At 71.1% G+C, this 12,244-nt stretch carries 15 protein-coding genes; 6 read left to right on the forward strand and 9 right to left on the reverse strand.

The window, feature by feature from the left end; all coding sequences use genetic code 11:
• The first annotated feature begins 72 nt into the window (after window positions 1–72).
• Window positions 73–462, forward strand: a complete 390-nt coding sequence (locus tag MPPM_RS21995; RefSeq protein WP_096486878.1) for a response regulator — start codon at window positions 73–75, stop codon at window positions 460–462.
• Window positions 463–482: 20 nt separating this feature from the next.
• On the opposite strand, the gene MPPM_RS22000 is transcribed toward MPPM_RS21995, so the two are convergent.
• Genes MPPM_RS22000 through MPPM_RS22010 form a run of 3 tightly spaced genes read right to left on the reverse strand, consistent with a single transcriptional unit; the run spans window position 483 to window position 2,854 of the window.
• The gene (locus MPPM_RS22000; RefSeq protein WP_096486879.1) at window positions 483–1,829 is read right to left on the reverse strand and encodes an ATP-binding protein; all 1,347 of its coding nucleotides are present in this window, start codon (window positions 1,827–1,829) and stop codon (window positions 483–485) included.
• Window positions 1,826–2,491: a response regulator transcription factor gene (locus MPPM_RS22005; RefSeq protein ID WP_096486880.1), complete on the reverse strand. Its 666-nt coding sequence runs from the start codon at window positions 2,489–2,491 to the stop codon at window positions 1,826–1,828. The genes MPPM_RS22000 and MPPM_RS22005 overlap by 4 nt, the downstream gene beginning before the upstream one ends.
• Window positions 2,492–2,527: 36 nt before the next feature.
• Window positions 2,528–2,854, reverse strand: coding sequence for a PepSY domain-containing protein (locus tag MPPM_RS22010; RefSeq protein ID WP_096486881.1), 327 nt, complete (start codon window positions 2,852–2,854; stop codon window positions 2,528–2,530).
• 163 nt (window positions 2,855–3,017) lie between these two features.
• Here MPPM_RS22010 and MPPM_RS22015 point away from each other — a divergent pair, with 163 nt between their 5' ends.
• Window positions 3,018–3,644: a thermonuclease family protein gene (locus MPPM_RS22015; protein WP_096486882.1), complete on the forward strand. Its 627-nt coding sequence runs from the start codon at window positions 3,018–3,020 to the stop codon at window positions 3,642–3,644.
• On the opposite strand, the gene MPPM_RS22020 is transcribed toward MPPM_RS22015, so the two are convergent.
• The 6 genes from MPPM_RS22020 to MPPM_RS22045 form a co-directional block, all read right to left on the reverse strand.
• Window positions 3,628–3,942 carry a hypothetical protein gene (locus MPPM_RS22020; RefSeq protein WP_096486883.1) on the reverse strand — a complete coding sequence of 105 codons (315 nt, stop codon included), beginning with the start codon at window positions 3,940–3,942 and terminating at the stop codon, window positions 3,628–3,630. The genes MPPM_RS22015 and MPPM_RS22020 overlap by 17 nt on opposite strands.
• Entirely contained in the window at window positions 3,942–4,292 is a 351-nt protein-coding gene (locus MPPM_RS22025; protein ID WP_096486884.1) for a DUF3325 domain-containing protein, read from the reverse strand. The genes MPPM_RS22020 and MPPM_RS22025 overlap by 1 nt, the downstream gene beginning before the upstream one ends.
• Window positions 4,289–5,893 (reverse strand): PepSY-associated TM helix domain-containing protein, encoded by a 1,605-nt coding sequence (locus MPPM_RS22030; RefSeq protein WP_096486885.1) that lies wholly within the window; start codon window positions 5,891–5,893, stop codon window positions 4,289–4,291. Before MPPM_RS22030 ends, MPPM_RS22025 begins: the two co-directional genes overlap by 4 nt.
• The gene (locus tag MPPM_RS22035; RefSeq protein WP_096486886.1) at window positions 5,890–6,192 is read right to left on the reverse strand and encodes an iron transporter; all 303 of its coding nucleotides are present in this window, start codon (window positions 6,190–6,192) and stop codon (window positions 5,890–5,892) included. Before MPPM_RS22035 ends, MPPM_RS22030 begins: the two co-directional genes overlap by 4 nt.
• A 10-nt stretch (window positions 6,193–6,202) precedes the next feature.
• Window positions 6,203–8,545, reverse strand: a complete 2,343-nt coding sequence (locus tag MPPM_RS22040) for a TonB-dependent siderophore receptor (protein WP_096486887.1) — start codon at window positions 8,543–8,545, stop codon at window positions 6,203–6,205.
• A 379-nt stretch (window positions 8,546–8,924) separates the two neighbouring features.
• Window positions 8,925–9,194 carry a hypothetical protein gene (locus tag MPPM_RS22045; protein WP_096486888.1) on the reverse strand — a complete coding sequence of 90 codons (270 nt, stop codon included), beginning with the start codon at window positions 9,192–9,194 and terminating at the stop codon, window positions 8,925–8,927.
• Between the two features lie 540 nt (window positions 9,195–9,734).
• Between MPPM_RS22045 and MPPM_RS22050 the strand changes: the two genes are divergently transcribed.
• From MPPM_RS22050 to MPPM_RS22060, 4 genes are all read left to right on the forward strand, one after another.
• Window positions 9,735–9,926 (forward strand): hypothetical protein, encoded by a 192-nt coding sequence (locus MPPM_RS22050; RefSeq protein ID WP_096486889.1) that lies wholly within the window; start codon window positions 9,735–9,737, stop codon window positions 9,924–9,926.
• 277 nt (window positions 9,927–10,203) lie between these two features.
• Window positions 10,204–10,338, forward strand: coding sequence for a hypothetical protein (locus MPPM_RS29240; protein ID WP_280176335.1), 135 nt, complete (start codon window positions 10,204–10,206; stop codon window positions 10,336–10,338).
• Window positions 10,335–10,478, forward strand: a complete 144-nt coding sequence (locus MPPM_RS28160) for a hypothetical protein (protein ID WP_157914233.1) — start codon at window positions 10,335–10,337, stop codon at window positions 10,476–10,478. The genes MPPM_RS29240 and MPPM_RS28160 overlap by 4 nt, the downstream gene beginning before the upstream one ends.
• A gap of 73 nt (window positions 10,479–10,551) precedes the next feature.
• Window positions 10,552–12,075 carry a phosphomannomutase/phosphoglucomutase gene (locus MPPM_RS22060; RefSeq protein ID WP_096486890.1) on the forward strand — a complete coding sequence of 508 codons (1,524 nt, stop codon included), beginning with the start codon at window positions 10,552–10,554 and terminating at the stop codon, window positions 12,073–12,075.
• Window positions 12,076–12,244: the final 169 nt, after the last annotated feature.

Here is a 12,244-nt window from a genome sequence, read left to right on the forward strand (position 1 = left end):
GCTCCGCTGAAACCAATCGCGGTGCGGGCACTTTGAGGAAAGCCGTCCCGTTCCTCGAAACCGCTCGCGCCGATGTCTTCTCTGTCAAAGTCCGCCACCCCTACAGATGCCTCTCACGTGCTCGTCGTCGAGGACGAGAGCTTCGTGCGCATGGTCGCCGTGGACATGCTGGAGGATGCCGGCCTGCCGGTGGCCGAGGCTCCGGATGCCGACACGGCCCTGCGGCTGTTGGAGCGAAAGGCGCAGGCCTTCGGCACGCTGTTCACCGATATCGACATGCCGGGCTCGATGGACGGGCTGACGCTCGCCGCCCGGGTGCGGGCGCGCTGGCCGCATATCCGCCTCGTCGTCACCTCGGGCCGGGTCCGGCCGGGCAGCACAGACCTGCCCGATGCGGGCTGTTTCCTGCCGAAGCCCTATTGCCGCTCCGACCTGCTCGGCGCCCTCGGGCAAGCGGCCTGACGCGGCCTCCGCCGCGTCTCTCACGATTCCGGAACGGGCCAGCGCAGCTCCACCCGCAGGCCGCCGAGATCGGAGCGGCCGAGCCGCATCCGCGCGCCGGCCCCCTCCGCGAGGTCGCGGGCGATGGCGATGCCGAAGCCGGTGCCCGGCCGGGTCTCGTCCCAGCGCCGGCCGCGGGCGATGCCGGCGATCGCCGCCTCGCTCATGCCGGGGCCGTCATCCTCCAGCACGAGGCAGGCCTCCCCGCCCTCCAAGTCGCCCGAGACGCGGATGCGGCGGTGGGCCCATTTGCGGGCATTGTCGAGGAGGTTGCCCAGGATCTCGGTGAGGTCGCCCTCGTCGCCGGGGAAGGCGAGGTTTTCCTGGACCGCGATCTCCCAGCGCAGGGCCTCGCCCTCGGGCAGGCGCTTGAGGGCGCCGACGATCTTCGCCACCGTCGGAGCGACCGGGCTGGCCCTGCGCCGCAAGCCGCCCGAAGTCGCCCGCGCCCGGGCGAGGGTGCGCTCGACCTGCCGGCCCATGGCCTGGGCCTGCTCCGCGATCTCCGCCGCCAGCGCCGGATGCTGGCCTTCCGTGCGGCGGGCCAGCGCGTCGAGCACCGCGAGCGGGGTCTTGAGGCCGTGGGCCATGTCGCCGGCCCCCGTGCGGGCCCGCTCCAGGTCGCGCTCCTGCGCGTCGAGCAGGCGGTTGAGGTCGGCCACCAGCGGGCGCACCTCCTCGGGAAAGGTCTCGGGCAACCGGGCCCGCGTCCCCGCATGGATCGCGGCGAGATCCGCCCGCAGCGTCCGGAACGGCGCCAGGGCCCGGCGCACGAACAGCGACATGGCGAGCGTCAGCGCGACGAACAGGGCGCCGAGCGAGGGCACCAGCAGGCGCAGGAAGGTGGCGCGGCTCTCGGCGAGGTCGCGGCGGTCCTCGGCCACGGTGACGGTAAGCGCCACGGTGGCGCCGTTGGCCGGAATCGACACGCGCCGGGTGACGGCGATCAGGGCTCCGCCATCCGGCCCGGCGAGGTCGCCGACCGCGGGCTCCTGCGCGGCGTCCGGCACCGTGACGAGGCCGCGGTCCCAGAGCGAGCGCGAGCGCAGGGCGGGGCCGCCCGCGCGCTCCACCTGCCAGTAGAGCCCGCCATAGGGCGCGAAGAAGCGCGAATCCGGCGGCTCGCGCGGCAGGGTCAGGGTGCCGTCCGGCGCCAGGGCGACTTGCCCGGCGATGAGCTTGGCGGTGCGGTCGAGCCCGTCGGCGGTGCGGGCGTCGAGCACCCGGTCGAAGATCAGCGTCAGCCCGACGCCCGCCAGGACCAGCGCCAGGGCGATCAGCCCGGCGGCGGCGAGCCCGAGGCGCAGGCGCAGCGAGCCGCTGTTCACGGCGGATCGGACGGCACGAGGTAGCCGTGGCCGCGGCGGGTCTCGATGATGCCGGGGCCGAGCTTGCGCCGCAGCCGGGTCAGCAGGGCTTCGAGAGCGTTGGCCTCGCGGTCGCTGTCGCTGCCGTGGAGATGGTCGAGCAGCTCGCCCGCCGCCACCACCTGACCCTGGCGATGCAGCAGGAAGGCGAGCAGGCGGTATTCGAGCGCGGTGAGATCGGTCTCGCGGCCCGCCACCGAGACGGCGCGGGTGCGGGTGTCGAGTTCGACCGCGCCCGCCCGCAGCACGGGGGAGGCGTGGCCGGCGGTGCGGCGCAGGATCGCGCGCAGCCGCGCCACCAGCTCCTCCATCCGGAACGGCTTGACGAGGTAGTCGTCGGCGCCCGCATCGATCCCCTCAACCCGCTCGCGCCAGCCGTCGCGGGCGGTGAGGATCAGCACCGGGAGCGGCACGTCGGCCCCGCGCAGGCGGCGCAGCACGCCGAGCCCGTCGAGGCGCGGCAGGCCGAGGTCGAGCACCATAGCGTCGTAGGTCTCGGTCTCGGCCTGGAACCACGCCGCCTCGCCGTCGCCGACGATCTCGGCGACGTAGCCGGCCCGCTCCAGACCCTCGCGGATATCGGCCGCGATGCGCGGCTCGTCCTCTACGACGAGGATGCGCATGCCGCCTCCCGCCCCGTGCCGGCCTCGATCCAGGCCTCAATCATCGTCGTCCACGTCCAGAAGCTTGAGGGAGCTGGCATCGATCTTCACGTCGCGCCGCCGCCCGTCGGTGCCGAGGATGCGCAGCTTGTAGAGCCAGCGCCCATCGTCGCGCTTGAGGTCGAGCGCCACCACGTCCCCCGGCACGGCGGCGCGGGCGGCGGCGAGCACCGCGTCGAGGGGACGGATCTCGCCCCGCTCCAGGGCCCGCCGCGCCCGCTCGCCGTCGCTGTCGGCCCGTGCCGGGACGGCTGCCAGCACCGGGGCGAGGGCGACGAGGGCCACGAGGGCGAAGAGGAGCGGGCGGAGCAGGGAAGGGGACATCGGGGCACGGGAGAGGGCGCGAGGCGGATGTGCCCGAGCCCGGCTGACGCGAGGCTGACAGAGGGCGTCAGGCTCGCGCGCCCTCGGGTTTGCGAGAAGGCGGCATCGACGGCGCGGCCCTGACCGGCGCGCTGGCCACCCTCTCCTCGCGAGACTGCTTCCGATGTCGCTCACCGCCACCATCCTGCTGATCTACGCCGCCTGCCTCGTCGGCACCATCGCCAGCCCGGCCCGATCCAACGCCGATCGGCCTCCGGAGGAGCCGGGCACCCGGCGCCTGCTGGGAGCGCTCCTCGTCCCGGCCCTCGCGCTGCTCGCCGGATCTCAGACGCTCCCGGCCCGGGCGGGCGAGGTGGCGCCCCAGGCCGTGAGCGGCCCCGCCACCGTGATCGACGGGAGCACGCTCGAGATCGGCGGCCGGCGCCTGCGGCTCTACGGCATCGACGCGCCCGATCTCGACCAGACCTGTTCCGACGGGCATGAGCGCGACTATTCCTGCGGCCGCGGTGCCGCCGAGGCCCTGGCGGCGCGGATCGGCGGCGAGAGCGTGACCTGCGAGCCGCGCGGCGCGGGCGCCGACGGCACCGCCACCGCCCTGTGCCGGCGCGACGGCGACGACCTCGCCGCCTGGATGGTGACCAATGGCTACGCCATCGCCGACCGGAGCGCCTCGGCCGCGTACGAGGCCCAGGACCGGCGTGCCTGGGGCCGCCGGGTCGGGCTGTGGTCGGGGGTGTTCGAGATCCCCGCCGAGCGGCGCCGGATGCGCCGCCTCAGCGCGGCTCTGTAAGGCGGGCGTCCCGCCGGGCGAGGCCGCCGGCGAAGTCGCGCAGGGCCGCCGCGACCAGGGCGGAGACCTGCGCTTCCGTCTTCGGCGCGCGGATCACGAGGCTCGCCATCACCTCCGGATGGATGCGCCGCTGCTTCGGGGTGCGGGCATGGTTCGACAGGCGCAGCCGCTCCGGACCCTCGCCGCGGGCGAGATAGCGGCTGTCGCCGCGCTCGTTGCGGGCGGTCTCGCGAAAACCCTGCGCTTCGAGGAGCCGGCTCGCATGGGCGAGCGCTTCGAGCGGCGGGAGCGGGCGCATCAGGCCGCGACGGCGAGGACCGCCAGCGGCAGGGCCGAGGCGGCCAGCGCGGCGAGTGCGGCGGGCGCGACGTAGCGCGGCCGGTAGGACAGGAGCAGCACCAGCCCCACGGCGGCCCCGGTGAGCGCGCCGATCCACTGCACGGGGCCGAAGGCCCAGCCCTCCCACAGCCCGGCGACGAAGAAGGAGAGGGCGATCGCCCCCCAGCCGAACAGGCGCAGGCGCAGGACCGCCGCCCGCTCCGCCTTGCGGTCGAACACCTCCGCATGGTGCCGGTTGAGGCTCAGGCAGAGGGCGGCGAGCGCGGCGAAGCTGAGGCCCAGATTCGCGGCCAGGACGAGGGGCGTCATGCGTGGGTCGGCTCCGGGCGCCGCGCGGGCTGGGGGGCGGCGGGCACGGGCGCCGGCTTGGCGGCCCGCTCCCGCATGTGCTCCTTCTTGGGCGCCTCGTAGCGCAGCACCTTGCGGGCGGCGAGGGCGAACAGGCCCGCGAGCAGCAGCATCGCCCCGTCGAACCACGCGAAGACCGAATCGCCCCCGCCGAGCCGCAGGGGATGGTCGGAGATCGTCAGGAGGTCGGCCGCGACCACCGCGAGGCAGAGCACCGACACGGCGGCCAGACCCTCGCACCACGCCCGGCGCTGCGGGCGGGCGAGCGGCACCAGGGCCGCGAGGATCCAGGCCCCGAAGAAGGCGCGGATCTCCCACTCCTCGCGTCCGGCGAGATCGAGGGGCAGGAGCCGGTTGGCGAGGAAGTACACGGCGACCGCCGCCGGCAGGCCGGCGATGCTGCCGACATTGAGCGCCTGGACCAGCCGCAGGCCGAGGAAGGGGCGCTCCCCCGCCTTCGGCAGGCGCGCCAGCGACCAGAGCACGACCCCCGTGGCGACCATGGCGCAGCCCATGATCCCGCACAGGAAGAACAGGAGCCGCAGCATCGGGCCGGCGAAATGGCCCTCGTGCAGGCCGGTCATCACCGTGAAGGTCTTGGCCGCGGGCTTGAGGCCGCCGTCGCGGACTTCCAGGATCGCGCCGCTCACCCCGTCGAAGGCGATCTGCGGATGTTCGTGCGAGAGGCCGTGCGGCTCCTCGAACACCGCGACCACGGTGGCGTTGGCGTCACCCGGATTGACGATCATCAGCCGCTCCAGCGGCTCGGATCGGGCCGCGCGCGCCTGCTCCACCATCGGCCCGACCGGGGCGAGGGCGGCGGGCCGGTTCGCGGGCGGGCGCGGGGTGGTGATCCAGCTCGCCTCGCTGAAGAAGGCCTGGGCGTTGCCCTTGTAGGCGGCGGTGACGCCCCAGGGCATGTAGAAGGTCGCGAGCGTGACGATCCCGGTATAGGTGATCATCAGGTGGAACGGCAGCGCCAGCACGCCGGTGACGTTGTGGGCGTCGAGCCAGCTGCGCCGGGGCGCCTTGCCGCGGCGGAAGGTGAAGAAGTCGGCGAAGATCCGCTTGTGGGTGACGATGCCGGAGATCAGCGCCACCAGCATGATCATCGCGCAGATTCCGACGACCCAGCGCCCCCAGAGCGGCGGCATGTGCAGCTCGAAATGGAAGCGGTAGAGGAAGTCGCCGCCCTGGGTCTCCCGCACGGTGGACTCGTTTCCGGTGCGCGGATCGAGCAGGACATGGCCCGGCGGCTCGCCGGGCCGGGTGCGCCAGAACAGGTCGAGAACCGGCTTGTCGGGCTGGGGCAGGCCGATGAACCACGTCCGGGCCTTGGCGGCGTGCTCGCCGAGATAGGCCACCGCCCGCTCGGCCGCCGGCCCGAGGGCGGCCCCCTCCACCGGCTCGGCCCGCGTGAATTCGGGGCGCATCCAGCGGGAGATGTCCGGCCGGTAGTAGCTCGCGGTGCCGGTGACGAAGATCGCGAACAGCACCCAGCCGACGATCAGGCCGGACCAGGTGTGCAGCCACGCCATCGACTGGCGGAAGCTTCCCTTCATGGCGCGGATCCTCCCATCGCCAGCCAGAGGAGCGCGCCGAGCACGAGGGCGGTGCCGGCCACGATCAGGAGCGCGCGCAGGAGCGTGCGCGTCGCGAAGACGAGGACGACGATGCCCGCCATCACCGCGAAGCTGAGAAGCGTCGCCGTCGCCACGGCTTCCGAGCGCGCCATCGGCAGGGTCAGCGACAGCAGCGCGGTGGCGAGCGCCGCGACGCCGTAGCCGCCGCCCGCCGCCAGCACGACCCGGCCGGCCACGGAAGCCCGCGCGAGCGCCGTTGATCTGCCCTGTGCCGCCATGCGGGGCCTCCTACCAGCGGTAGCGCAGGGTTGCATAGACGGTGCGCGGAAGCCCGTAATAGCAGCCCGAATAGGAGAAGCAGCCGGTCACGTAGCGCTCGTCGAGCAGGTTCTGGGCGTTGAGCTGGATCTGGAAGCCCTGGAGCGTCGCGTCGAGATATTTCAGGTCGTAGCTCGCCACCGCGTCGACGAGCACGCTCTCCGGCACCTTGAAGGTGTTGGCCGGGTCGCCCCAGGAGGGGCCGAGATAGCGCACGCCGCCGCCGACCTGGAGGCCCAGCAGCGGCCCGTCGGTGAAGCGGTAATCGGCGAACAGCGAGGCGGTGGAATCGGGCACCAGCACCGGGCTGCGGCCGACGAGCGGCACCGGCTGGCCGGTGAGGTCGTTGGTGGTGTTGGTGATGTCGCGGGTGTTCTTGATGTCGAGGATCGAGAAGCCGCCGATCAGGGTCAGGTTCTCGTTGATGTTGGCCCGCGCCTCGAACTCGATGCCCTGTACGCCGACCTCACCGGTCTGCACCACGAAGCCGCTGTTGTTCGGGTCGGGCTGCGTCGCGTTGGAGCGGCGGATGTCGAAGGCGGCGGCCGTCAGCAGGATGTCGGTGCCGGGCGGCTGGTACTTGATGCCGGCCTCGTACTGGTTGCTGGAGACCGGGTCCGGGATGCGCCCGACCGTGCCGAAGGTCGTGTCGAAGATGCGGCCCGTGGCGATCGGCTCGAACGCCTCGCTGTAGGAGACGTACGGCGCGATGCCGTTGTCGAACAGGTAGAGGAGGCTCGCCCGCCCGGTGAAGGCGTCGGCCGGGACGTTCTGGATCGCCAGGGCGCCCGTGGCGAGCGTGCGCGTCGGGCCGCTCTGCCGGGCGACGTCGTAGCGCCCGCCGAGCGTCAGGACGAGCCGGTCGAACTTGATCTGGTCCTGGAAGTAGACGCCGGTCTGCTCGGCGGTGATGGTCGCGTCCGAGGTGAAGGCCGGGAACGCGACGTTCATGTCGTAGTTCGGATTGAGCGCGTTCAGGCCCGGCGCCGGGTTGAACGGACCGGCCAGGGTGCGGGTGCGGAACGTGCGGTGATCGACGCCCAGCAGCGCCGTGTGCGCCACCGGGCCGGTGTCGAAATTCGCCACGAAATTGTTGTCGATGGTCCAGGCGTCGATGCCGACCTGGGTGCCGCCCACCGAGCGGGGGATGACCGGCCCGCTGGCGAAGGGACCGTTCTGCGTGTTGAAGGCGCTGTAGACGCTGCGATAATCACCCTCGGTGCGCAGGTAGCGGCCGGCGGAGTGGAAGCGCAGGTTCTCGTTGAGGCGGTGGTCGAACAGGTAGCTGATCGAGGCCTGGGTGCGGTCGGAGCGCTCGATGCCTCGGTCGCCGTCGTAGAAATCGACCGGCAGGCGCCCGAACACGCCGTTGCCGAAGTTTCGCGCGAACACCGTGCCGACCGCCGGGAAGCCGCCGTAGAAGCCTGAGAACGGATCGCGCTGGTACTGGCCGATGATCGTGAGCTGCGTGTCGGCGTCGGGCCGCCAGGTCAGGCTCGGATTGATGAAGAAGCGCTCGACCTGCGTCGTCACCGCCGGCCCGTCGCCCTTCCAGCCGAGGCCCACCACCCGGTACGCGAACTGGTCGGCCACGCCGCCGCTGCCGTCGCCGACCGGGCCGCCGACATCGAAGCCGCCGCGCACCTCGCTGAAGCCGCCGCCCTGGACGAAGATCTCGTTGTGGCGGACGAACTGGGGCACTTTGGAGACGAGGTTGACGATGCCGCCGGGGCCCGACTGCCCGTAGAGCACCGAGGCCGGTCCCTTGATGATGTCGACCCGCTCCAGCCGATAGGGATCGATGGTGGGCGAGGCGTCGCGGCTGCCGGGCAGCGGCAGGCCGTCGAGGAAGATCGGGGCGGTGAAGCCGCGGATGTAGAACTGCTCCAGGCGGGTCGAGCCGGCGCCGCCGCGCTGCTCCGTGGTGACGCTCGGGGTGTAGCGCAGCGCCTGGTTGATGGTGAGCGCGTTCTGGTCCTCGATCTGCTTGCGGCCGACGACGGAGATCGACTGCGCCGTCTCCAGGATCGGCGTGTCGGTCTTGGTGGCGACGGTGCTGCGGCTGGCGACGTAGCCCGGAACCGCGCCGAGGGCGCCGCCGGGACCGTAGAGCGCGCCGCCGAGCGTGGCGCCGCGGCCCTCACCGGTCACGCTCAGTTCGGACAGTTCGATGGCGCCGGCAGCATCCTGCGCGAGGCCCGGTGCGGAGAGGCCGCAGAGGGCCGTTCCCGAAAGGACCGTCGAGGCCATCAAGCGTAAAATCCAGCCCGCACGCGGAGATAGCCGAGCGGGAACGCCACGATCTTCGAACATCTTCTTCCGGAACGCTTTTAGCTTAGGTTACAAAAACCTAAGAGGACACCACGAACTGCGTGTCGCGTATGGCAAAGGCGGAATGATGTATGCAAGATCTATGTTTTATAACTGTTATAAATACAGATACTTGGATCGATGATCTGAGTTGCGTGCAACCGTTCTACTTGCACGATATTTTTGCAACCTGATGCGGTAACGCATCAGCCGGACCCGGCTTCCGAGCGAAAGGCGGCGTGACGAGGCTGCCCGAAGACGGCGGGAACCGCACGGACGGGCAGGCCGGGCGGCGGCGTAGGATCCGAGGGCTTCGAGGGACGCCGCCCATGGCGCGGCCTCGGTCCTCGACCGTTCGCGAGAGCGGGGGTCCGGCGCGATGCTACAATCCCGGCCCACTCAGAACCTGACGGTGGTCGACCGGATCCCAGATGCCCTCGAAGACCGGAGCGGGCCCCTTCGGCCGCTCGCGGACCGGCATCATCGCGGCCGGAGCGATCGCCTGCTCCAGGGCGGGGGCGACGAGCAGCACGGTCGCGACTGTCCCGATGGCGCACAGCGTCGCGATCACCCAGCGCGGCATCTCCCAGCTGTGGAGGAGAACAATTCCGGCCGCGAGGAGGGCGAGGGAGCCGACGAGCTTGGGAAACACGGAAACGATCCTCCCCGAACGGGGCGGGCCGGACGAGACGGACCGAACCCCACGCGGCCGCCGGTGCGAGCGGGATGCCATCGCATCCTGTGCCGGATCGGGACGTCCGGGCCGATCGATGGGTCGGATTCCGGCCTCCGGCCCCGCCGCGCGGAACGCCGTTCGAGGAACGATCTTGCGGAATAGTGATCGATTCGTCCGTGGACCGAACGATATTTCATGTTAGGCAGGCGCAACGGCTCCGCGATCCCTCGGCAATCCCGAAGCGATCGGGCGCCGATCCCATGCCGCGGATCCCATGCCGCGAGAGAGGCCCAACTGATGTCGAGCATGCTGTCCGTGATCGCTCTCCTTTTCGCCCCGGTGGGGGCCCTGGCCGTCGGCACCTGGGCGTTCGGCCGCCGCCGTCCCACGCCCTGATCGCCTGCCGTCGCGGGATCCGAGCAGGGCGGCGCTCCGGCGCCCTGCCGATTTCCGACACAATGCGGCATCACCGATCGGGTATCGTGGCGCGACTGCCGGCTAAGGGAGACCTTACGCATGACGAGCCTGATTCGGTCCGCCCGTGACCTCGCATCCTCCGCGCGTCGTTTCGCCCGCGTCCTGCCGAAGGTGGTGCCTCTGGCGCTGATCTCGATGATCGGCCTGCCGGCCGACCGGGTCGCGAGTGTCGATCTCGACGGCGACGGCGACGAGGCGGCCCGCTCGATCGTCTACCGCCACTACATCTGAGCCGTCCGCGCCCCTGCCCGAGGCGCTCAGGCGTAGGCGACCCAGCCGCGAAATGCGAAGCCCGCGTAGGACAGGCCGATTCCTCTGAACCCAGCCTCCCGCAGGAGCGCCTCGTCGTCCGGTCTGAGGATCGGCAGCCGCTCTGCGATCCCGGCTCGCCCGTTCTGAGCCTGGGCCGGCTCGACGCCCGAGGCGACGGTGAAGGCGGCATCGAACGGACCCTCCGGCGCGACGTCGATGAGCCCCTGGTGCGGGCGGAGACATCCCCGAGGGTTCGTTGCGCGAGGGCCGGCATCTCGGCCGAGCGATCGACCGCGGCCTCAGCGGGGCGGGCCCGCGCCAGTTCGACATCGGCATCGAGGGCACGACGATCGCCGATTGCGAGATCTGGGCCGAGGGGCGACGGCGATGAGCCTGACGCGGACGGTCCCGGTCACCGATGGAACGCTCAACCTCGCCTTCTGGCAGGGCGCGGCCGAGACCCCGACCGTGGCGGCGATCGAGGTGTGGAAGGTCAAGGGTGCCTCGGCTCAGGACGCGCTCTTGGTCTAGAAGCGCGACACGTCTCGGGTTCTCTTCCGGCGGCGCACGGGGTCCCGTTCGCCGCCCTCGCGAAAGGTTTGCCATGTCCTTCGATCGGTCCAAGGCCTTTCCCACGCCTCTGCCGCGGCTCGAGCCCAACACCTTCGCCTTCGAGCAATGGCCGATGGTCAAGCCGACCGGCTTTCGCGAGTACGACGCCCGCTGGCTGTTCCCGCAGGAGATCAACCTGATGGGCGTCCAGGCGCTGGGCCTCGGCCTCGGCACGCTGATCCATGAGCGCGGCGTGCGCCCCGATATCGTCACCGGACACGACTTCCGCGCCTACTCCTCCGCGATCAAGCTCGCGCTGATCGCCGGCATGCAGGCGGCGGGCCTGCGGGTGAAGGATATCGGGCTCGCGCTCTCGCCCATGGCCTATTTCGGCCAGTTCGCCCTCGACTGCCCCTGCGTGGCCATGGTCACCGCCTCGCACAACGACAACGGCTGGACCGGCGTGAAGATGGGCGCCGAACGCCCCATGACCTTCGGCCCCGACGAGATGAGCCGCCTGAAGGAGATCGTCACCACGGGCGCGTTCCGGTACCGCGACGGCGGCGCCTACGAGTTCGTGCCTGACTTCGCAGAAATCTACCTCGACGACCTCGTCTCGCGCGCCAAGCCCGTGTCGCGAAAACTCAAGGTCGTGGCCGCCTGCGGCAACGGCACCGCCGGTGCCTTCGCGCCCGCTCTGCTGGAGCGGCTCGGGGTCGAGGTGATCCCGCTCGATGTCGAGCCGGATCACAGCTTCCCGCGCTACAACCCCAACCCCGAGGACATGGCGATGCTGCACGCCATCGCCGACAAGGTGCGCGAGACCGGCGCCGATGTTGGGCTCGGCTTCGACGGCGACGGCGACCGCTGCGGCGTGGTCGACGACGAGGGCGAGGAGATCTTCGCCGACAAGATCGGCGTGATGCTCGCCCGCGACCTGTCCAAGCTGCACCCGGAGGCGACCTTCGTGGTCGACGTGAAGTCGACCGGCCTCTACGCCGCCGATCCCGAACTCCAGTCCCGCGGCGTGCGCACCGATTACTGGAAGACCGGTCACTCCTACATCAAGCGGCGGGTCAACGAGCTCTCGGCGCTGGCCGGCTTCGAGAAGTCGGGCCACTTCTTCTTCAACGCGCCGGTGGGCCGCGGCTACGACGACGGCCTGCTGACCGCGATTGCGGTGATCGAGATGCTCGACCGCAATCCGGGGCAGACCATGGCCGACCTCTACCGGGCGTTGCCGAAGACCTGGGGCTCGCCGACCATGTCGCCGCACTGCGCCGACGAGGTGAAGTACGGCGTGGTCGAGGCGGTGACCGAGCGGTTCCGCGCGCTCCAGGCCGCGGGCGAGCCGGTGGGCGGCCACGCGATCACCCGTCTCGTGACGGTCAACGGCGTGCGGGTCACCACCGCCGACGGCACCTGGGGGCTGGTGCGGGCCTCCTCCAACAAACCCGAACTCGTCGTGGTGGTGGAGAGCCCGGTCTCCGAGGCGCGGCTGCACGAGATGTTCGCGGCGGTCGACGCGGTGCTGCGCCAGCACCCGGAGGTCGGGGCATATAACCAGACCATCTAGAGCATCATCCCGAAAGGTGGTTTGCGGCTTTCGAAAAAAGATGATGCAAAACAGATCCCTAGTGCATTCAGACGAGGTGGTCACCGGTTCGCCGAAGGAATGCGCGTCAAAACGATGATGTGGAGCCGCCGACCCGATACAATTTGGTCGGTCACGGCTCCGGCATCGG

Source organism: Methylorubrum populi (assembly GCF_002355515.1).
Taxonomy (GTDB): domain Bacteria; phylum Pseudomonadota; class Alphaproteobacteria; order Rhizobiales; family Beijerinckiaceae; genus Methylobacterium; species Methylobacterium populi_A.